Genomic DNA, 19,883 nt, shown 5'->3' on the forward strand with positions numbered 1-19,883 from the left:
TATTACATGAACAAAAAACCACTATTCTGTCGGAATAATTAGTATACTTTATCATAGCCCATGAAGGATTCATGTATGTTTAAAGGACAAAAAACACTGGCCGCCCTGGCCATATCTCTACTATTCGCTTCACCTGTTTTTGCTGCAGATGAAGGATCTGGTGAAATCCACTTTAAAGGTGAAGTTATTGAAGCACCTTGTGAAATTCACCCTGATGACCTTGATATGAACATTGACCTGGGTGAAGTAACCACATCCCACATAAATCGAGAACATCATAGCGAGAAAAAACCTGTCAATATTCGCTTAATCAACTGTGATATTGCAGGCTGGGATGATGGCAACGGTGGCGTGGTCTCAAAGGTAGGCGTGACCTTCGACAGCACAGCTAAAACGACAGGTGCAACGCCGCTCCTTAGTAACATCAGTGCTGGCGAGGCTACCGGCGTTGGCGTACGTCTCATGAACAAAGATGAATCATTTGTTGTATTGGGAACAGAAGCGCCAACAATTGACTTATTGGCAAGTTCAACAGAACAAACGTTAAACTTCTTTGCCTGGATGGAACAGATGGATAACGCAGTTTCGGTTACCGCGGGGGCCGTTACTGCTAACGCAACTTACGTTCTGGATTACCAATAATCCTTTTTAAGGCGGCTGATTAGCCGCCTTTTGCGAATATTGTTCAGGTATGGATGCCGTGAATATTTATCGACTCTCTGTTCTTTCCTGTCTGGCAATGGTAACCCCTCCTGCGCTGACAGCTGAATTTAACCTTAACGTTCTCGATAAGTCGATTCGGGATAGCGTTGATATTTCGTTGCTCAATCAAAAAGGCGTCGTAGCTCCCGGCGATTACTTTGTTAGTGTTACGGTTAATAATAATAAAATCAGTAATGGGCAACAAATTCGCTGGCAAAAATCTGGCGATAAAATTATTCCTTGTATCAATGAATCGCTGATCGAACTCTTCGGACTTAAATCTGACTTTCGTAAAAAATTACCTGCAATAAAAGAATGTGTCGATTTTAGTGTCTTCCCTGAAATCATCTTTACTTTCGATCAGGCAAATCAACAGCTCAATATTACAATCCCGCAGGCATGGCTGGCGTGGCATTCAGAAAACTGGACGCCACCCTCAACGTGGAATAACGGTATTCCTGGCTTCCTGATGGATTACAACCTGTTTGCCAGCACTTATCGCCCACAAAGCGGCAGCAGCAGCAACAACCTGAACGCCTATGGCACCACGGGCCTCAACGCCGGGGCATGGCGTCTGCGCAGCGATTATCAGCTTAGCCAGTCCGATAGCGGCGACAACCGTGAACAATCCGGGGCGATTTCACGGACCTACCTGTTCCGCCCGTTACCGCAAATAGGTTCCCGATTAACCCTGGGCGAAACCGATTTTAGCTCTAACATTTTTGATGGTTTCTCCTATACCGGTGCGGCGTTAGCCAGCGACGATCGAATGCTCCCCTGGGAGTTACGCGGCTACGCGCCGCAAATCAGCGGCATCGCACAGACTAACGCCACGGTCACGATAAGCCATTCTGGTCGCGTGATTTACCAGAAAAAAGTTCCGCCAGGCCCATTTATTATTGATGACCTGAATCAGTCAGTGCAAGGTACACTGGATGTCAAAGTGAGCGAAGAAGATGGACGGGTGAATAACTTCCAGGTTTCAGCGGCCTCTACCCCGTTCCTGACGCGTCAGGGCCAGGTGCGCTATAAACTGGCTGCCGGTCGCCCGCGTTCCTCTATGTCGCACCACACCGAGGATGAAACCTTCATTAGCCATGAAGTCTCCTGGGGGATGCTCTCCAACACTTCACTATATGGCGGCATGCTTCTCGCAGGCGATGACTATCGTTCCGGCGCGCTGGGTATTGGGCAAAATATGCTCTGGCTGGGGGCGCTGTCGTTTGACGTGACCTGGGCCGACAGCCATTTTGATACTCAACAGGATGAGCAGGGTTACAGCTACCGCTTTAACTACAGCAAACAGGTTGATGCGACCAACAGCACCATCTCATTGGCAGCCTATCGCTTCTCCGATCGCCATTTTCACAGCTACGCTAACTACATTGATCACAAATACAATGACGCCGACGCGCAGGATGAAAAGCAAACCATCAGCCTCTCCTTCGGTCAGCCTATTACTCCGCTGAATCTTAATCTCTACGCCAACATCCTGCATCAGAGCTGGTGGAATGCGGATACCTCCACCACGGCCAACATTACCGCCGGTTTTAACGTCGACATTGGCGACTGGAAAGATATTTCTGTCTCGACCTCGTTCAACACCACCCATTATGAAGATAAAGATCGCGACAACCAGATTTACTTTTCGATCTCCTTACCGATTGGGGAAAGTGGTCGACTGGGTTATGACATGCAGAACAACAGTAATACTACCACCCACCGCATGTCGTGGAACGATACCCTGGATGAACGAAACAGTTGGGGAATGTCGGCTGGAATACAATCCGATCGCCCGGATAACGGTGCGCAGGTCAGCGGCAATTACCAACACCTCAGTTCGGCGGGGGAATGGGATTTGACCGGAACCTATGCCGCCAATGATTACACTTCCGCCAGTGCCAGTTGGAGCGGCTCGTTTACCGCGACTCAACATGGCGCGGCATTCCATCGCCGCAGTTCCACCAATGAACCACGCCTGATGGTCAGCACCGACGGCGTGGGCGATATTCCGATTCAGGGCAATATTGACTACACCAACCGCTTTGGTATTGCCGTGGTACCGTTTGTTTCCAGCTACCAGCCTACGACGGTGGCGGTCAATATGAACGACTTGCCTGACGGCGTTACCGTTTCCGAAAACGTGGTGAAAGAAACCTGGACCGAAGGCGCCATCGGCTTTAAATCGCTGGCGTCCCGCGCCGGGAAAGATCTCAACGTCATTATCAGCGATGCTAACGGGCATTTCCCGCCGCTCGGTGCCGATGTTCGCCAGGCTGAAGGCGGTGTCAGCGTCGGGATGGTTGGCGAAAACGGTCACGCATGGCTGAGTGGGGTCGATGAAAATCAACAATTTACCGTGCACTGGGGCGACCAGAAAACGTGTGCCATTCATCTGCCGGAACATCTGGAAGATGTGACTAAGCGCCTGATTTTACCCTGTCATTAATTAAGGAAAAGACGATGACATTTGTTAAAGGATTCCCTTTGATTCTTCTGGTTGCCAGTATGTGCAGCCACGGCGCAGTGCAGCCTGACCGCACGCGCATCATCTTTAATAGCAAAGATAAAGCAACCAGCCTGCGCGTGGAAAACCGCAGCGATAAACTCCCCTACCTCGCCTATTCATGGATAGAAAATGAAAAGGGAGAGAAAAGCGATGAATTTCTCGTCGCCCTGCCGCCTATCCAGCGACTGGAGCCAAAAGCGGCTTCGCAGGTTCGGATCATGAAACAAGCCGCCACCGCGAAATTACCCACCGATCGCGAATCTCTCTTTTACTATAACCTGCGTGAAATTCCGCCTGTCCCGGAAGGCAGCGAGGGCCATGCGATCCTGCAAGTCGCCGTCCAAAGTCGCATTAAGCTATTCTGGCGACCCGCCGCATTACGCAAAAAAATGGGCGATCATGTTGAGCAACAGCTACAGGTTAGCCAGCAGAATAACCAGCTTACCCTGAAAAACCCGACCGGATACTATCTGACTATTGCCTATCTTGGGCGGGATGAGAAAGGCGTGCTGCCTGGCTTTAAAAGCACGATGGTCGCACCGTTCAGTTCGGTCACCACCAGCACGGGCAGCTATAGCGGCAAGCAGTTTTATCTTGGCTACATGGACGACTACGGCGCATTGCGTATGAACACGCTCTCCTGCCAGCGGCAATGCCGCCTGCAGCCGGTGGAGAATAAAAAATGAGATTCGCCAAAGGCGTGTTGCTCGCCATCTGTCTGATTTTTTTGCCGCTAAAAGCGGCGCTGGCGCTGAACTGCTATTTTGGTACCGCAAACGGCGCTGTAGAAAAATCAGAAGCTATTATGCCCTTCGCCGTTCCGGCCAATTCCAAACCCGGCGATAAAATCTGGGAATCTGACGATATAAAAATTCCGGTCTACTGTGACAACAACACAAACGGTAATTTTGAAAGCGAGCACGTCTACGCCTGGGTAAACCCTTACCCCGGTATTCAGGATCCCTATTATCAATTGGGCGTAACCTATGAAGGCGTGGACTATGACGCAAGCCTTGGGAAAAGCCGCATCGACACGAATCAGTGCATCGACAGTAAGAATATTGATATTTACACCCCGGAGCAGATCATTGCGATGGGCTGGCAAAATAAACTTTGCTCCGGCGATCCAACCGTTATGCACAAATCGCGGACGTTTGTGGCGCGTATGCGGCTTTACGTTAAAGTTCGCGCCATGCCGCCCCATGGTTATCAGAGCAAACTCAGCGATTACATCGTCGTACAGTTTGATGGCGCAGGCAGCGTGAACGAAGACCCTACCGCGAAGAATCTGAAATATCACATTACCGGTCTGGAAAATATCCGCGTGCTGGATTGCAGCGTCAACTTTGCTATCTCACCTGAAACCCAGGTCGTTGATTTTGGCCGATTTAACGTGCTGGATATTCGTCGCCATACGATGTCGCAGCAATTTAAAATAACTACAACCAAATCACAAAACGACCAGTGTACCGACGGTTTTAAAGTCAGCTCTTCGTTTTATACCGATGAAACCCTTATCGACGAAGATAAATCACTGCTCATTGGCAATGGCCTGAAGCTTCGATTGTTGGATGAAAATGCCTCACCCTATACTTTCAACAAATACAGTGAGTATGCCGATTTTACCAGCGACCTGTTAGTGTATGAAAAAACCTACACGGCAGAATTGTCATCCACGCCGGGTACGCCCATCGACGTTGGTCCCTTTGATACAGTGGTACTTTTCAAAATTAACTACAACTGATTTAGCCTATTGCCCTTTCCAGCCGGAGAGGGCTTCTTCGGTTAATTGCCAATTTTCCGGCTTTTATTGATTACCGTTATTTTTTCCATGCCCGGCATTCTTTATGCTGTATCGATACACCAAAGAGTAAATAATGAGGGAGCAAAGGATGCCAGTTTTGCAGTGGGGAATGTTATGTGTGCTATCACTTCTCCTTTCTATTGGTTTCCTCGCGGTACATCTCCCGGCGGCATTATTACTTGGGCCGATGATCGCCGGGATCATCTTCAGTATGCGCGGGGTTACCCTGCAACTCCCCCGCTCCGCTTTTCTCGCCGCGCAGGCCATTCTTGGCTGCATGATTGCGCAAAATTTGACCGGCTCGATCCTGACCACGCTGGCGGTTAACTGGCCGATTGTGTTAGCTATTTTACTGGTGACGTTGCTTTCCAGCGCTATCGTGGGATGGCTACTGGTGCGCTATAGCTCACTGCCCGGAAATACTGGTGCCTGGGGCTCCTCGCCTGGCGGGGCGGCGGCAATGGTCGCGATGGCGCAGGATTACGGCGCAGATATCCGCCTGGTGGCGTTTATGCAGTATCTGCGAGTGCTGTTTGTCGCGGGGGCCGCAGTTCTGGTCACGCGAATGATGCTGGGCGATAACGCTGAAGCGGTTAACCAGCATATCGTCTGGTTCCCGCCAGTGAGCATTAATCTCCTGCTTACTATTTTGCTCGCGGTCGTTGCCGGTACAGTGGGATGCTTGCTGCGTCTTCCTTCCGGCACGATGCTCATCCCGATGCTGGCGGGCGCAGTGCTCCAGTCTGGTCAGCTCATCACCATCGAACTACCGGAATGGCTGCTGGCGATGGCGTATATGGCAATTGGCTGGCGGATTGGTCTTGGTTTCGATAAACAAATCTTACTGCGGGCACTACGCCCGCTACCACAAATCCTGCTGTCGATTTTTGCTCTGCTGGCTATTTGTGCGGGTATGGCGTGGGGACTGACCCGGTTTATGCACATTGATTTTATGACTGCCTACCTCGCCACCAGCCCCGGCGGGCTTGATACCGTGGCGGTCATCGCCGCAGGGAGCAATGCCAATATGGCGCTCATTATGGCGATGCAAACCCTGCGCCTGTTCAGTATTTTGCTGACAGGGCCTGCCATTGCGCGGTTTATTTCAACCTATGCGCCGAAACGTACGGCCTAGTGCTGGCAGCCCGGACACCAGTAAAACGGGCGAGATGACAGCGTGGTTTTCTCAATGATGCCGCCACAGCGTTCGCACAGTTCGCCATCACGATGAAAAACCTTAAAGCGAAACAGCGCCCCATGATGCTTATTCTCATCCACCTGCCCCCGCGTAGCGTAAGAAAACCGAGGAATATCCAGTAACGCGTGTGCGAGTGCATCCAGTTGCGCCGCATTGAGGTCTTTCGCTTTATGATTTCCAGTCAACCCAACCTGCCAGAGGATCTCCACCCGCAAATAATTGCCAAGTCCTGCCAGAAACGCCTGATCGAGCAGTAATCCAGCAAACTGACGGTTACGAAAGCGCGGCGACAATAATCGTTCCTTTACCACCTCCGGCGTCAGATTCGGATCCAGCACATCGGGACCAACGCGTTGTAAAAACGGATGCGTGGTCAGTTGTTCCGGGGTCAACATCTCAATATCCGAGGCACTATAAAGCAGAATGGTTTTGTCAGCCGTTTGCAGTTTTACCCGCAATACTCGCGTGGTCTGCGACTCTTCGCCGGTATCAACCACGCGCCAGACGCCATAAAGCTGATTATGGCTGTAGAGCGTTAAGTCGTTGGAAAAATGAGTTAACAACGCCTTACCACGCGTTTCCACATGGGTAACGTGTTGACCGATAAGTTGTGATTGATAAGTTTTTAACTGCGGGAAGGCAAACCAGACATCAGTTAGTGGTTTGCCTTTGATCGCCGCCTCCAGGTTATCCGCTGCACGGCGGATCTCCGGGCCTTCAGGCATGGTGATATCCTTTTTTCATTCTTTATTAATCGGGGTTATGCTGCGACAACAATCCCCTTTTCGGCAAAGGTAGAGCGTAGTCGGCGGGCGAACGCCAGTGCGTGCTCGCCGTCGCCATGCAGGCAGACCGTTTGCGCCGTGACCGTTGCCCATTCGCCGGTGATACTTTTGACTCTGCCGTGTTGCACCATCTCCAACGTTTGCGCAAGCGCCTGTTCTTCGTCTTCAATCAGCGCGCCTGACTGGCTTCGCGGCACCAGCGAGCCGTCAGCCTGATAACCGCGATCGGCAAACACTTCCTCGCGCGTTGTCAGGCCATATTGCTTGCCTGCACGAATCAGCTCGCTTCCTGCCAGCCCAACGAGAACCAATGCTGGATCGCAAGCGTATACCGCTCTGGCGATGGCGTCTGCCAGTTGTGCCTCTTTCGCCGCCTGGTTGTATAACATGCCGTGCGGTTTGACATGACGCATTACACCGCCTTGCGCACGGGTAATCGTTGCCAGCGCGCCAATTTGATACAGCGTCTGGGCGTAAACGGTTTCTGGCGGCAGCTGCATAGCGCTGCGACCAAAATTTTCCCTGTCGGGAAAACTCGGATGAGCGCCAATCGCGACACCATTTTTTATTGCTTCACGCACGCAAGCCTGTATGGTTTGCGCATCGCCTGCATGAAATCCACAGGCAATATTGGCAGAGGAAACCAGCGTTAATAGCTCTGCGTCGCTGGTGCAGCCTTCGCCCAGATCGGCGTTCAGGTCAATTTTCATTGTGCAGCCGCCACGCTAATTGTTCGAAATAACGTTGCTGATCTTGCCGCGCTTTCAGTGCCTCTTCCAGTGAACACTGGACAAAATGAATCGGCTGACCGAGCGGAATTTGCGCCAGATGGTACATATCAGCCTCAATGATACAGGCAATACGCGGGTAACCACCGGTGGTCTGTGCGTCGTTCATCAACACAATGGGCTGCCCGTTATGCGGCACCTGCACCACACCCGGTAACAAACCGTGAGATAACAGTTCGCGATCGGTGGTGCGTTTTAAAATTTGCCCCTGTAAGCGATAACCCATTCGGTTACTTTGCGAGCTAAGCTGCCAGGGCGAACGCCAGAATGCATCCTGCGAGGCGCGATCGAACTCATGATATTCCGGCCCCGGCAAGGCGCGAATGCGGTTGCCCCACAGCAGCTGTTTAACGCCCTGCGCTTCCATAAAATCACGCTTCGCTTTGCCAATCGGGAGCCGGTCACCATCCCTCAGTAAACGGCCTTCCAGCCCGCCAATCCCCACTTTGAGATCGGTGCTGCATGACCCCATTACCGGCGGAACATCAATACCACCCGCGACCGCCAGATAACTGCGCATCCCGTGCTGCGGGCGTTTAAGCGTTAAACGCTGGCCTGCTTTCATCGGCAATCGCCAGCCGGTCCAGACGGCATTATCATCCAGCCGCGCTTCGCAACCGGCACCCGTCAGAGCAAACCACCCATCAGTTTCGAACTCAACCGTTAACTGACCGAGCGTGATCTCCAGCGCGGGGGCATTGGCGTCATTACCCACCAGCAGGTTAGCAATGCGTAACGCAGGCATATCCAGTGCGCCGCAGTGGCTGATACCCGACTGGCGAAAACCGTGACGACCGCCATCTTGCACAGTGGTATACATGCCCGCACGAATAATCTTCAGCATACTCCCTCCTTTTGCGGTACAAAGCGCACGCTGTCTCCCGGACGTAATAAGATGGGTTCGTCACGCGCCGGATCAAACAGGCTGAGTGAGGTATGACCAATCAACTGCCAGCCACCCGGCGTTGCCAGCGGATAAACACCAGTCTGCGGCCCGCCGATCCCGACAGAACCTGCCGGAACGAGCAAGCGCGGTTCAGCGCGCCGTGGCGTGTGTAGTTGTTCCGGCAAACTCCCGAGATACGGGAAGCCCGGTTGAAAACCTAAAAACCAGACCACGTATTCCACGGAGGAGTGCAATTCAACAACCTGTTTTTCGCTCAACCCGCAATGCGCCGCGACCACCGCCAAATCCGGTCCGCCTGCACCACCGTAAACCACCGGAATTTCAATAAAGCGAGACTCAGGTTCCAGGGCCTCGCTCTCCTCCCACCAGCGTTGCAAACGCTCTATGGCATCCAGCGCCAGCGACTCAGGATTACGCAAAATCACCGTGATATTGTTCATGCCGGGAATGGCTTCAACCACATTCGGCATATCCACCAGACGCTGCGCCAGTCGCCAGATCCGTTTCTGGCTAGCCAGCGTCACCGGCGGTTCCAGTTCCAGCACTACCGCCGTTTCACCTATCAGATAACAACGCGCTCGTTGCACTTTCGATCCCTCTGATTATTCGTTATGCAGGATTAGGAATATCAATAAAGGTCACATCAAGATCGGTATTTTCATTCAGCCACTCGCTCAATGCGCGAATACCACCACGTTCAGTGGCATGGTGACCTGCAGCATAAAAATGCAATCCCTGCTCGCGGGCTGAATGAATGGTCTGTTCAGAAACTTCGCCAGTAATAAAAGCATCCACGCCAAAACGCGCGGCGCTATCGATAAAACTTTGCCCGCCGCCCGTGCACCAGGCGACGCGCTGGACCACCTCAGGTCCGGTATCGCCACACCATAACGGCTTACGTCCCAGACGCGCTTCAATCCAGGAAGCCAGCTCCAGTCCCGGCACAGGCATGGTCAGTTCGCCCCACGGCACCAACGGCTCAATTTCGCCCATGACCGTGATCCCCAGTAACGCCGCCAGCTGTGCGTTATTGCCCAGCTCAGGATGTGCGTCAAGCGGCAAATGCCAGCCATACAGGTTGATATCATTCGCCAGCAACGTTTTTAAACGGTTACGCTTCATGCCGCGAATGACCGGAGATTCGCCTTTCCAGAAGTAGCCATGATGCACAATGACCGCATCCGCGCCCAGACGCACTGCCTCATCGAGCAAAGCCTGGCTGGCAGTGACACCGGTAACAATTTTTTGCACCGTCTCTTTGCCTTCCACCTGCAAACCATTCGGCGCGTAATCACTAATCGCCGCGCTGTTCAGTTTTTCGTTAATCAGTTGTTCCAGTTCGGTGTTTTTCATCTTCGCGCCTTCCGTATTCTGATAGCTACACCGTTAACATAGCGTTACCTCGCCTGTTCGTCGATAGCCAATCTTTTGACATATTAAGAAACAAACCCGACGCCAAAAGACGCAAATTGTTTATATCATCACGCTTCAGCTAATGTATATTTATGCAATCAGACAGCATATTGCATAAATAATCAGATCTGTATCAAAGTTTTAACTTTAAGGAAACACAAGCACGCCGCGCAACTATTACGTGACGTTGCCGTCAATTGTGGAATTATTATGAATAAACACGCATCACAACCGCGCGCTATTTACTATGTCGTTGCGCTGCAAATCTGGGAATATTTTAGCTTTTACGGCATGCGTGCCCTGCTGATTCTCTATCTCACCAATCAACTAAAATACAACGATACTCACGCCTACGAGTTATTTAGCGCCTACTGTTCGCTGGTGTATGTCACGCCAATCCTCGGTGGCTTTTTGGCGGATAAAGTTCTCGGCAATCGCATGGCGGTGATGCTGGGGGCGTTATTGATGGCGATTGGTCATGTGGTGCTGGGTGCCAGTGAGATCCATCCGTCATTCCTCTATCTGTCCCTGGCGATAATCGTTTGTGGCTATGGTCTGTTTAAATCCAACGTCAGTTGCCTGCTCGGCGAGCTGTATGAGCCAACCGATCCGCGTCGTGATGGCGGTTTCTCGCTGATGTATGCGGCGGGTAACGTGGGGTCTATTATTGCACCTATCGCCTGTGGTTACGCCCAGGAAGAGTACAGTTGGGCGATGGGCTTTGGCCTGGCGGCGGTGGGTATGATCGCGGGTCTGGTTATTTTCTTATGTGGCAATCGTCATTTCACACATACCCGCGGCGTTAACAAAAAAGTACTGCGTGCGACAAACTTTCTCCTGCCGAACTGGGGATGGCTGCTGGTTCTGCTGGTGGCAACGCCTGCGCTGATTACCGTACTGTTCTGGAAAGAATGGTCGGTATACGCCTTGATTGTCGCGACTATCATTGGCCTGGGTGTACTGGCAAAAATTTATCGCAAAGCAGAAAACCAGAAACAGCGGAAGGAGCTGGGGCTGATTGTGACGCTCACCTTCTTCAGTATGTTGTTCTGGGCCTTCGCACAACAGGGCGGTAGCTCGATTAGCCTTTATATCGACCGCTTCGTTAACCGCGATATGTTTGGTTATACCGTTCCGACCGCGATGTTCCAGTCGATTAATGCCTTCGCAGTTATGCTGTGCGGTGTGTTCCTGGCGTGGGTGGTAAAAGAGAGTGTCGCGGGTAATCGTACCGTGCGCATCTGGGGAAAATTTGCTCTTGGCCTTGGCCTGATGAGCGCCGGATTCTGCATTCTGACCTTAAGCGCCCGCTGGTCCGCAATGTATGGTCACTCTTCTCTGCCACTGATGGTATTAGGCCTGGCGGTGATGGGCTTTGCGGAACTGTTTATCGACCCGGTTGCTATGTCGCAGATTACGCGCATTGAAATCCCCGGTGTGACCGGCGTATTAACCGGCATTTATATGCTGCTTTCCGGCGCGATTGCGAACTATCTGGCGGGCGTGATTGCCGATCAGACATCGCAGGCTTCGTTTGATGCTTCCGGGGCGATCAACTACTCCATCAATGCATATATTGAAGTATTTGATCAAATTACCTGGGGCGCACTGGCGTGTGTAGGAGTGGTACTGATGATTTGGCTGTATCAGGCGCTGAAATTCAGAAACCGCGCGCTGGCGCTGGAGTCTTAATAGGCCAGCACCGATGCCTGATGCGACGCTTGACGCGTCTTATCAGGCCTACGTATTTCCTGCAATTTATTGAATTTGCACAAATTTGTAGGCTGGATAAGGCGTTCACGCCGCATCCGGCATCTGGGCTCGATTGCCTGACGCGTCTGTTATTTCCCCTTCCGCGCCGCCTCATACGCTGCCAACGTTTGTACTCTCGCCTCTTTGTGCTCGACTATCGGTTGCGGATAATCCAGCTTCACACCTGCTTTCTCAGCCCACTTCCACGGCTCATGCACCGATTTCCCCGGTACATCGCGCAGTTCCGGTAGCCACTGGCGGATAAACTCGCCTTCGCGGTCAAATTTCTCGCCCTGGGTTGTCGGGTTGAAAATACGAAAATACGGCGCTGCATCAGTACCCGTAGAAGCCGCCCACTGCCAGCCACCGTTATTGGCTGCCAAATCACCATCAATCAGCTGCGACATGAAATACCGCTCGCCTTCGCGCCAGTCGATCAATAAATCTTTCACCAGAAAACTGGCTGTAATCATCCGCAGCCGGTTATGCATCCAGCCAGTGCTATTAAGCTGACGCATGGCAGCATCGACAATCGGGTATCCCGTTTTGCCTTCCTGCCAGGCCTGTAAATGTGCGGGATTGCTCTGCCACTGCACACGATCCGTCCAGGCAATAAACGGACAATGTTTACACAACGAGGGGTGATACGTTATCAGGTGACGGTAAAACTCGCGCCAGATCAGCTCATTAAGCCAGACACTACCGGCCCCACCGTCCACCGCCTGCGGCTGTTCCGCCAACAGGCGATGCAAACACTGGCGAGGCGATAACCCGCCCGTTGCCAGGCTGGCGGACAAACGACTGGTGCCTTCCACTGCCGGAAAATCTCGTTGTTGCTCATATTCTCCGGCACCGTTCTGGCAAAACTGGCGTAATTGCGCAATCGCCGCTTTTTCTTCCACCGGGAAATGCGCAGTATCGAAAGACTGACGAGGATAATTCAGCGTAATGGATGGCGCGGGCTTTATCGATCCGCTACTACGAACTTTTGGTGCAGCGACGCACTCCGGCATCCCTTCCCGCAGCCGTTTCAGCCAGGCATTCTTAAAAGGCGTAAAGACTTTGTACATCTCATGATTGCCAGTCATCACCGCGCCAGGCGGCAGGATCACACTGTCATCAAATCCTTCACACACCACGTTACGCAGCACTCTTTCAACTTCCACATCCCGCGCCCGCTCATTCACCTCATACTGATAGTTATAAAAAAGATGAGTAACGCGGTTTTCCGCGCACACCTGTTTAACTATTTCGACGCTGGCGGCAAAGTCATCCACTTCACGGAACAATAAAGGAATGCCTTTTTCCGCCAGCGCGATTTGTAGCCCGTTCAGTTGAGCATTGATAAGTTCAGCCTGACGCGGCGACATATTATGCGCCGCCCACTGGCGTGGTGTAGCGATATACAACGCCAGCACGCGTGCAGACGAATTGCGGCAGGCGGCAGCCAGCGCGAGATTATCATGCAGACGTAAATCCTGGCGAAACCAGACCAGATGGGTAGTCATAAAACTCCTGAATGGCGCAAGTTAATCACACGCGGCCAAAGTTCGAAATAACGCTGCCCTGAAAGCCAGGCGTCAGGATAAAGCGCCATATAGTGTTTGATACGCATCAGCGGCGCAAGAAGTGGTTGCTCGCCACGGCGATAACTGTCGATAAGCGCAGCCAGCTGCTGGCGTTCTGTGGAATCAATATGCGGGCGAAAATAACCCTGAACGTGCATCAAAACGTTGGTGTGGTCACGTCGGTTGGCGGGGTGAGAAAGCAAAACAACTACGCGTTGGCGGTACTGGTTGTAATAGTCATCCAGATTTTGCCACTGGTGAATATCAGCCACGAACGGGCCAAGTTTGCGGTATTCCGGCTGGGAATGAGCCAGAAAGACGAGTTTATAGCGGCTGTGATAATCGAGAAGCGCCCCGCGCGTTAAGCCATGTTCTTTCAGTCGATGTAACTCATGAAGGGCGAAGATACGGATTAGGGTGCTGTCATCAAATCGTTGCTGATTCATTACTGCTCCTGAGATATTAACAGGAGTAAGTGTAGACGTTGGGAAATGATTTTTGTGAAGTTAATCCGCTAGCAGGGCAAGATTACGAAAGCGCGCTCCCCGCAAGCAACTCATCAAGGTAGTTAATCATGGCTGAACACGATATTACGCCAGAAGTCACCATTTCCAAAACACAGCGCCGCTATAAAGTCGGCTATGTCAGAGCCCGCCACATAAACAGCAAAACCTACATGACCACGTACTACTCACGACACCCCAGCCTGAACCTTAAGGGCGACTGGCTGAAAGAGGCCGGATTTGATACCGGGCGGGGTGTCACGGTGAAGATTTCGGAGGGGTGCCTGACCATTATCGCTGACAGTGACGAGGTGCAGGAGCTGCGGGAGGAACTTTATCAGGTTAAACAGGTGGTTAAGGGGATGCGGAACGGGATGTTTAGTGTGCTGGACGAGAGTTAAATAATAAAAAAGCCGGGAAGATGTTATTTTCTTCCCGGCTTTTTTAAAGTTTATTTATAGCTTGGTTAATTTCAAATAATAATGAGACAATATCTTTCGCAGAACCATTATAAATGGGAGTATCCCAATCAAAATCCTTTATTAAACAAATATAAAAATTCCCATTTAAATTAAAAGATGGTCGCCACCCAACATCCAAAAGATACCCACCAGGATATTCAACCTGGAGCATATCTTCCTTAAGTTCATCTCGCTGTTCATTAAGAGGGATGCTTTGTTTCAGGGAGAAGTCATTAAAAATTACATTCCCTTTTTTTCCTAAGAAATCAATGTTCATGGTGTTGTTAGCCTTCGGAATTCATCAAGTGATATGGGATGTCCATGTATTGTCCCACCGCTAAGTTCAACTCGAACCCATTGAGATTCTTTACCCTCACTGGCCCCAATAACTTTCCCCATATCTTTTACTTTCCATGGTTTACCGTTGGTAACAGGTGTGCCTGTATTAAAAACATCGTATTCCAGCGTTTTAATATCAATATCGGGAGAATATTTTGCCGGGCCTGATTTTGTTGATTTAATTATATCCTTCCATGATTTGTTTTTTGGAGGAAAATGTTTGTATCCATGATTTGTCCATTCAGGTTGCCCACACTTTAAACCTAACGGGTCGATCCACCCCAACGGATTCGGTGCATATTGGTATAAGTTTAATCCACCAAGCAGCCCTATCGGATCCGTTACCATGAACCGCCCGACATCCGGATCATAGTACCTGTGCAGATTGTAGTGCAGCCCCGTTTCCCTGTCGAGGTACTGTCCCTGGTAGCGCAGGTTCTGCTCCACCCTGCCGTGGTCCTTCTCCTGTATCGTGTTACCCCAGACCTGATACCCCGTCTCCCACACGATTTTCCCGTCACTGTCCGTCATCTCTTCCGGCGCGCCGTTCACATCCGTGTGAAAATACAGTATCCGGTTCGGTCCCTCTTTCCCCGCCTTATCCACCCGCGCCAGCGGTTCATAACTCCCCTGGTCCCTGTAGATATACAGGCTGCCTGTCCCCTCCGGCCTGCTCTCCTGCGCCAGCCGCATCCCGTCCCATAAAAATTTTGTCCGGTTGTACGGTTTTCCGTCAGGGCTGATGTGCTGTTTTTCCGTCCGCCTCCCCAGCGCATCGTACACATACCGGTATGTCCCCCGCGCTGTCGTCACTTCCACCATCCGGTGTTCCGCATCATAACGGTAACTCTGCGTTCCGCTCCGGCCCTCCTTTTCCACCGCACGGCCAAATTCGTCATAACGGTAGTGCACACCACGGTAAGACATCAGCCGGTTGAACGGCACCACGCTGTTTTCTGCCGTGGCCCTTTCCCCCGCGCGCCTCCCCAGCAGGTTTCCCGCCGCGTCGTACTGCCAGCTCGCCAGATACCCCTCATCCTCCGAACGACACGCCGTGATGCGCCCCGTGGGGTCGTAGAAGTAATCCGTTTCCCCCCGCCGGCTGTGCCGCGTCTTCAGCAGTTCATCCTCGCCACTGTAGCTGTACTGCCGGTCCGTGAACGTCTCCGGTACCACCCCGCGCATCCCGCTGTATGTCTCCCTGCGCTTCAGCCGCCCGCCGGGGTCGTAAAGCTGCCGCGTGCTCAGTCGCCCCTGGCTTCTGAGCACTTCACGGTGCAGGTGGTCGCGCGTGAACTCGCTGATGACTTCCCGGTCCAGATTTATCTGCTGGAGATGGCCGCTGCCGTAGTACAGATGGCGCTGCGTTCTGCCGTCCGGAAAGGTGGTGGCAGTCCGGTTGCCCAGTTCATCGTACTGGTGGGTCAGGATGCCCTGCGCCGTCTCCTCGCTCAGCATCCGCCCCAGTCTGTCGTAGCTGAAGCGGATAATCTCCGGGGCGTCCGTTTCCCCGGCATCCGACCGCCGGCGGCGGATTTCCAGTAGCCGGTCAGCCGCATCATGGACGTATTCCGTACGGCCATCGGCTGTCTCCTTTGCCGTGAGCCGGCCCGCCGCATCACGCGCCAGCCGGTGGCGGATTTCACCGCCCCGGTCCCCGGTGAACACCACTTCCGTGACCGCGTTCAGCGCGTTGTAGCGGTACGACTGGCGGCAGCCGTCCGGGTTTATCTGCTCCGCCAGACGGTCCAGCACATCATGGCGGAACCGGTAGCGTTCTCCGTTCTCGTTCGTGAGCGTGACCAGACGCCCGTAAGCGTCGTACCCGAACGCCGTCCTGCGCCCCATCGCGTCCGTCCGGCTGCGCACCCGGCCCTGCCCGTCCCGCTGCCAGCGCGTTATCCTCCCCATCGGGCTGGTGTACTTCACCAGCCTGCCCGCCGCGTCTGACTGGTAATTCACCGTGCGGCCGTCCGCCAGTATCACCTCCGTCAGATGACCGCTGTCGTCATACCCGTAGCGCGTGCTGTGGCTCTGCGCGTCTGTCATCCGTATCAGCCGCGTGCGTTCGTCGTAGAACCAGGCCGTCTGCGAGCCGGAACAGTCCGTATGCCGCATGAGCTGCCCGTCTTCGTTCCACTGAAGGTATTTATTCCCCCCACGGACATCCGTTATCTGCACCACCTGGCCGTGGTGGTCATACTGATACCGGGTGTTCTGCTGCAGCGGGTCGGTCACGGCAAGAAGGTTGCCGCGTTCATCGTACACACAGCGCCAGCTGTTTCCCGCCGCGTCCACCTCCGTTTCCGGCTGGTGCCACACCGGGTGCCACTGCGCCTGCGCCACCCGCCCCAGCGGGTCGTGCGTCTCCGTGATATGCCCCTGCCGGTCATACACATAGCGCCATTTGCCGCCCTGAGGGTCGGTCATCCCCAGCAACAGTCGTTCTTCGTCGCTCCAGCGGAATGTCGTCACCTGTCCGGCTTCGTCCTGGTACGCCGTCACCTGATTCTGCGCATCCCACTGGTGATAACGCGTGCGCCCCAGTCCGTCCGTCACGCACAGCCTGCGCTGCGCCAGGTCCCACGCCAGCCGGTACTGTTCACCGCTGTCCGTGTGGTGCCCCGTTACCCGCCACGCCGCATCATCCGGACCGTCATACCAGCCCCACTGGTAATAATACCCTTCGCCGCCCGGCTGGCGGTGCAGCGTCATGCAGTGGTTTTCGTCGTAAGCAAACTCACGCAGCAGGTGCCCCGTGCTGTCGTACACGCCGTTCAGGTGGCCGGCCTCGTCATAGCTGTAACGACGCAGCAGTAAAGGTGCAGTCTCAGGGAAATGCTGATAAATCTGTGTCATCCGCCGGGGATGCGCCGCCAGTTCGTAATACAGACGGATGCACGGACGCTGCTGTTCGCCGCTGATTTCAGTGATACGTCCCCGGTCGTCGTAGTACAGATTCAGACAGTTGCTGTTACGGTCGCCCAGCATTTTCAGCCGCTGGCGCTGCGGGTTGTGCGGGTCGGCTTCAAACAGAAAAAACTGTCCATCATCGCTGCTGATAAGCCAGTGCCCCTGCTCACCACGCCGGACTGCCAGTCCTTCGCCGGGGCTGTAAAACCCGCTCCCCGGCAGCACGGCTTCCATATCCAGGCGTCGCCCCATGCCCGACACAAAGGTCATGCAGTTTTCGTCCGCGTTACCCGGTGTGCGCACCAGGCTGACTTCATACATCACACTCCAGCCCTGACCAAACATTCCTTCCGTGCGTTCGTCACGACTGCTGTACACGCGCTGCCAGTCCAGCGGAAAGTGGCCCGGCAGACTGAAATCGAAGTCATCGTCATCGGCAAGGTATTTGGCCCCGGTGGCGGCATTGACCGGATGCGGAAGGGCTCTGGTGGCCTTCTGCGCCAGCATGCTCATCCCGACACTGGCAGCAAAACAGGCGATTTTAGAAAGCATTTTGCCCGGGCGAAGAAACATCAGCGCCACAGTTGCCACCAGGGTTATCTGCGACCTGCCGCTTCTGATATCCCTGACCACCAGTAACGGACCGCCAATGCGCACATCCGGTGACACAAACGCCCCGTTCCCCGGCTCATTCACCACCCTGGCCTCGCAGGTACAGCGTGCCCCGCTGCGTGCCGCCGGCTGGCTGTTGATACGCACATCCCGCGCGCCTTCCGCGATATATTCCGCTGCGGGCGGCTCGTCATCGCCTTTGAACAGATTACTGATGCTGCCAATAACCGCATTCACTCCCTGAAAGGCGGTTTCCAGCATACCGTCCGGACTCAGCAGGTTAAGGGCCGTTCCCAGGGGGTCATCCAGAAAGGCAGCTTTTTTTTGTGCGAGAAACTGCGTCAGTGAGGAAGGATGTTTATGGCAGTCGATTTTATCGTCAGGGGTCGGGGTGGAGCCCGGGGCCGCACTGGCCACAGTGGGCTGCCATAGTTCCGACACAAAATGTGTCACGCCATCCACCATTTCAGAACGCCCTTCTTCCGTACTGAGCTGGTCGTGCAGCGCCCGGGACATCAGCACAGGCCCTGTCACCGGGTTAACCGCCAGGGCTATGGCCCCCGCCATTTCCAGATATTCCCCGGCCACATCCCGGAACGTTCTGGCATCCTCCTGACGCTGCGCTTCTTCCTGTTCCGCCTTCGACTGCGCCTCCTGCGCCTCAATGTCCTGCCGCGATGCCGCAGTCGCCGCTGCCCGCGCGGCAGGTTTGCTGTTGATCCATGTGTCACCAGAGCCGGTGAGGATGTAACCTTCAATCTGAGGCGGGAAAAGCATATCTGCGAGGGCTGAACAGGCTTCGCTGACCTTTTCTGTCACGCCGGTGTACACCATCGCCACACCCGCCACAAAACCGGTCAGCACGACGGCCGTGCACCCCATCGTGAACCCCACTGACGCCGCCAGTAACGAGGTTGTGCCGACAATGAGAGCATCAATAACGACATTTGCGGCCACCTCCAGCACCGCCCCCAGCACATCTGCCATAAACGACGTATGCAGCAGGGCATCACCCTGTCTTGCCGCCCAGAATGCCTCTTCCATGTCCCGTTCCCTGTATGATTAATTCGTCCTGGCTTCCTGCCGCATCCTGAAGCGCAGATTCTTTTTAATTTCAGCCCAGCGCGTCATATCTGCCGGGGTCAGCGGTGTGGTTCTGGCGTAGGTGAAGGCCATCATGACCCGCTCACCCGGCAATACAAATGCCACCTGACACTGGTACACCTGCTCGTTACCCCGGAGAAACTGGCTCTGTATTTCCAGCCCTTGTTCACCGTCATTAATCCCTACCCGTGTTACCTGAACTGGCGTGTAGTGAAGATCCTTTACCTGTTTCTCCAGTTTTTTCATTTGCTGTTCAATCTGGGAGGCTAATTCGTCTCCTTCCTGCATCTGGCCCCGACTGATAATGAGTGCAGCGTCGGGATCGCTGAGGCGCAGCATATTAATCGTACTGTCCTGAATAATATTCCCGGGAAAAGTTACAACAGTTTCATTGAGATAATACTCCGTCATACTGGTATGAGTCCTTTTTAATAAATGAATTATTTATTGATGGGTTTTTATTTATTTTTTAGTCATGAAGGTGATATCCATCACCGTTTATCACACATTTTATCTTTCCAGCCA

General features: G+C 53.4%; 17 protein-coding genes. 7 read left to right on the forward strand and 10 right to left on the reverse strand.

The genetic code is table 11. From position 1 onward, the window contains the following. Positions 1-75: 75 nt before the first annotated feature. From OQV04_RS14325 to OQV04_RS14345, 5 genes are all read left to right on the forward strand, one after another. Entirely contained in the window at positions 76-642 is a 567-nt protein-coding gene (locus tag OQV04_RS14325) for a fimbrial protein (RefSeq protein ID WP_000472402.1), read from the forward strand. A 49-nt stretch (positions 643-691) separates the two neighbouring features. Next, positions 692-3,151 carry a fimbria/pilus outer membrane usher protein gene (locus tag OQV04_RS14330; RefSeq protein WP_162721659.1) on the forward strand — a complete coding sequence of 820 codons (2,460 nt, stop codon included), beginning with the start codon at positions 692-694 and terminating at the stop codon, positions 3,149-3,151. Between the two features lie 14 nt (positions 3,152-3,165). Beyond that, positions 3,166-3,897, forward strand: a complete 732-nt coding sequence (locus tag OQV04_RS14335; protein ID WP_032280523.1) for a fimbrial biogenesis chaperone — start codon at positions 3,166-3,168, stop codon at positions 3,895-3,897. Further along, positions 3,894-4,955, forward strand: a complete 1,062-nt coding sequence (locus OQV04_RS14340) for a fimbrial protein (protein ID WP_032280522.1) — start codon at positions 3,894-3,896, stop codon at positions 4,953-4,955. The genes OQV04_RS14335 and OQV04_RS14340 overlap by 4 nt, the downstream gene beginning before the upstream one ends. Before the next feature lie 148 nt (positions 4,956-5,103). After that, positions 5,104-6,150: an AbrB family transcriptional regulator gene (locus OQV04_RS14345; RefSeq protein ID WP_032280521.1), complete on the forward strand. Its 1,047-nt coding sequence runs from the start codon at positions 5,104-5,106 to the stop codon at positions 6,148-6,150. Here OQV04_RS14345 and nei read toward each other — a convergent pair. From nei to ybgI, 5 genes are read right to left on the reverse strand one after another with little or no spacing between them, the layout of a single operon-like run. Next, the gene (gene nei, locus OQV04_RS14350; protein ID WP_001114031.1) at positions 6,147-6,938 is read right to left on the reverse strand and encodes an endonuclease VIII; all 792 of its coding nucleotides are present in this window, start codon (positions 6,936-6,938) and stop codon (positions 6,147-6,149) included. The two genes, OQV04_RS14345 and nei, sit on opposite strands and share 4 nt — an antisense overlap. A gap of 35 nt (positions 6,939-6,973) precedes the next feature. Then, the gene (gene pxpA / locus OQV04_RS14355; RefSeq protein WP_032280520.1) at positions 6,974-7,708 is read right to left on the reverse strand and encodes a 5-oxoprolinase subunit PxpA; all 735 of its coding nucleotides are present in this window, start codon (positions 7,706-7,708) and stop codon (positions 6,974-6,976) included. Then, positions 7,698-8,630, reverse strand: coding sequence for a 5-oxoprolinase subunit PxpC (gene pxpC, locus OQV04_RS14360; RefSeq protein ID WP_021523824.1), 933 nt, complete (start codon positions 8,628-8,630; stop codon positions 7,698-7,700). Before pxpC ends, pxpA begins: the two co-directional genes overlap by 11 nt. Further along, positions 8,624-9,280 (reverse strand): 5-oxoprolinase subunit PxpB, encoded by a 657-nt coding sequence (gene pxpB / locus OQV04_RS14365; protein ID WP_001188343.1) that lies wholly within the window; start codon positions 9,278-9,280, stop codon positions 8,624-8,626. Before pxpB ends, pxpC begins: the two co-directional genes overlap by 7 nt. 22 nt (positions 9,281-9,302) lie before the next feature. Further along, entirely contained in the window at positions 9,303-10,046 is a 744-nt protein-coding gene (gene ybgI, locus OQV04_RS14370; protein WP_000798871.1) for a radiation resistance protein YbgI, read from the reverse strand. 270 nt (positions 10,047-10,316) lie between these two features. On the opposite strand from ybgI, the gene dtpD reads away from it, so the two are divergent. Continuing rightward, entirely contained in the window at positions 10,317-11,798 is a 1,482-nt protein-coding gene (gene dtpD / locus OQV04_RS14375; protein WP_001032697.1) for a dipeptide permease DtpD, read from the forward strand. 149 nt (positions 11,799-11,947) lie between these two features. Here the strand turns inward: dtpD and phrB are convergent, their stop codons facing one another. Both phrB and OQV04_RS14385 read right to left on the reverse strand, forming a co-directional pair. Then, the gene (phrB, locus tag OQV04_RS14380) at positions 11,948-13,366 is read right to left on the reverse strand and encodes a deoxyribodipyrimidine photo-lyase (RefSeq protein ID WP_032280519.1); all 1,419 of its coding nucleotides are present in this window, start codon (positions 13,364-13,366) and stop codon (positions 11,948-11,950) included. After that, on the reverse strand, positions 13,363-13,872 hold the full coding sequence (locus OQV04_RS14385) for a YbgA family protein (RefSeq protein ID WP_032280517.1): 510 nt from the start codon (positions 13,870-13,872) through the stop codon (positions 13,363-13,365). Before OQV04_RS14385 ends, phrB begins: the two co-directional genes overlap by 4 nt. Positions 13,873-14,000: 128 nt before the next feature. On the opposite strand from OQV04_RS14385, the gene OQV04_RS14390 reads away from it, so the two are divergent. Beyond that, a complete protein-coding gene (locus tag OQV04_RS14390; protein ID WP_196613714.1) occupies positions 14,001-14,330 on the forward strand; it encodes a SymE family type I addiction module toxin in 330 nt (109 codons plus the stop codon). A gap of 43 nt (positions 14,331-14,373) precedes the next feature. Here OQV04_RS14390 and OQV04_RS14395 read toward each other — a convergent pair whose 3' ends face one another. From OQV04_RS14395 to OQV04_RS14405, 3 genes are read right to left on the reverse strand one after another with little or no spacing between them, the layout of a single operon-like run. Beyond that, a complete protein-coding gene (locus tag OQV04_RS14395; protein WP_032280515.1) occupies positions 14,374-14,667 on the reverse strand; it encodes a hypothetical protein in 294 nt (97 codons plus the stop codon). Beyond that, the gene (locus OQV04_RS14400; protein WP_247806634.1) at positions 14,664-19,298 is read right to left on the reverse strand and encodes an RHS repeat-associated core domain-containing protein; all 4,635 of its coding nucleotides are present in this window, start codon (positions 19,296-19,298) and stop codon (positions 14,664-14,666) included. The genes OQV04_RS14395 and OQV04_RS14400 overlap by 4 nt, the downstream gene beginning before the upstream one ends. A gap of 18 nt (positions 19,299-19,316) precedes the next feature. Further along, positions 19,317-19,769, reverse strand: coding sequence for a DcrB-related protein (locus OQV04_RS14405; RefSeq protein WP_032280514.1), 453 nt, complete (start codon positions 19,767-19,769; stop codon positions 19,317-19,319). Positions 19,770-19,883: the final 114 nt, after the last annotated feature.

Origin of the sequence: Escherichia sp. Lx600-2 (genome assembly GCF_036662595.1) — a bacterium.
In the GTDB taxonomy this organism is placed as follows: domain Bacteria; phylum Pseudomonadota; class Gammaproteobacteria; order Enterobacterales; family Enterobacteriaceae; genus Escherichia; species Escherichia coli.

What these genes read in the sequence shown, in the direction of transcription:
- pxpC (WP_021523824.1), bottom strand. Translation starts at nt 8,630, where the DNA reads ATGCTGAAGATTATTCGTGCGGGCATGTATACCACTGTGCAAGATGGC.
- phrB (WP_032280519.1), bottom strand. Translation starts at nt 13,366, where the DNA reads ATGACTACCCATCTGGTCTGGTTTCGCCAGGATTTACGTCTGCATGAT.
- OQV04_RS14330 (WP_162721659.1), top strand. Translation starts at nt 692, where the DNA reads ATGGATGCCGTGAATATTTATCGACTCTCTGTTCTTTCCTGTCTGGCA.
- OQV04_RS14395 (WP_032280515.1), bottom strand. Translation starts at nt 14,667, where the DNA reads ATGAACATTGATTTCTTAGGAAAAAAAGGGAATGTAATTTTTAATGAC.
- OQV04_RS14405 (WP_032280514.1), bottom strand. Translation starts at nt 19,769, where the DNA reads ATGACGGAGTATTATCTCAATGAAACTGTTGTAACTTTTCCCGGGAAT.
- ybgI (WP_000798871.1), bottom strand. Translation starts at nt 10,046, where the DNA reads ATGAAAAACACCGAACTGGAACAACTGATTAACGAAAAACTGAACAGC.
- OQV04_RS14340 (WP_032280522.1), top strand. Translation starts at nt 3,894, where the DNA reads ATGAGATTCGCCAAAGGCGTGTTGCTCGCCATCTGTCTGATTTTTTTG.
- OQV04_RS14335 (WP_032280523.1), top strand. Translation starts at nt 3,166, where the DNA reads ATGACATTTGTTAAAGGATTCCCTTTGATTCTTCTGGTTGCCAGTATG.
- nei (WP_001114031.1), bottom strand. Translation starts at nt 6,938, where the DNA reads ATGCCTGAAGGCCCGGAGATCCGCCGTGCAGCGGATAACCTGGAGGCG.
- OQV04_RS14400 (WP_247806634.1), bottom strand. Translation starts at nt 19,298, where the DNA reads ATGGAAGAGGCATTCTGGGCGGCAAGACAGGGTGATGCCCTGCTGCAT.
- pxpA (WP_032280520.1), bottom strand. Translation starts at nt 7,708, where the DNA reads ATGAAAATTGACCTGAACGCCGATCTGGGCGAAGGCTGCACCAGCGAC.
- dtpD (WP_001032697.1), top strand. Translation starts at nt 10,317, where the DNA reads ATGAATAAACACGCATCACAACCGCGCGCTATTTACTATGTCGTTGCG.
- OQV04_RS14325 (WP_000472402.1), top strand. Translation starts at nt 76, where the DNA reads ATGTTTAAAGGACAAAAAACACTGGCCGCCCTGGCCATATCTCTACTA.
- OQV04_RS14390 (WP_196613714.1), top strand. Translation starts at nt 14,001, where the DNA reads ATGGCTGAACACGATATTACGCCAGAAGTCACCATTTCCAAAACACAG.
- OQV04_RS14385 (WP_032280517.1), bottom strand. Translation starts at nt 13,872, where the DNA reads ATGAATCAGCAACGATTTGATGACAGCACCCTAATCCGTATCTTCGCC.
- OQV04_RS14345 (WP_032280521.1), top strand. Translation starts at nt 5,104, where the DNA reads ATGCCAGTTTTGCAGTGGGGAATGTTATGTGTGCTATCACTTCTCCTT.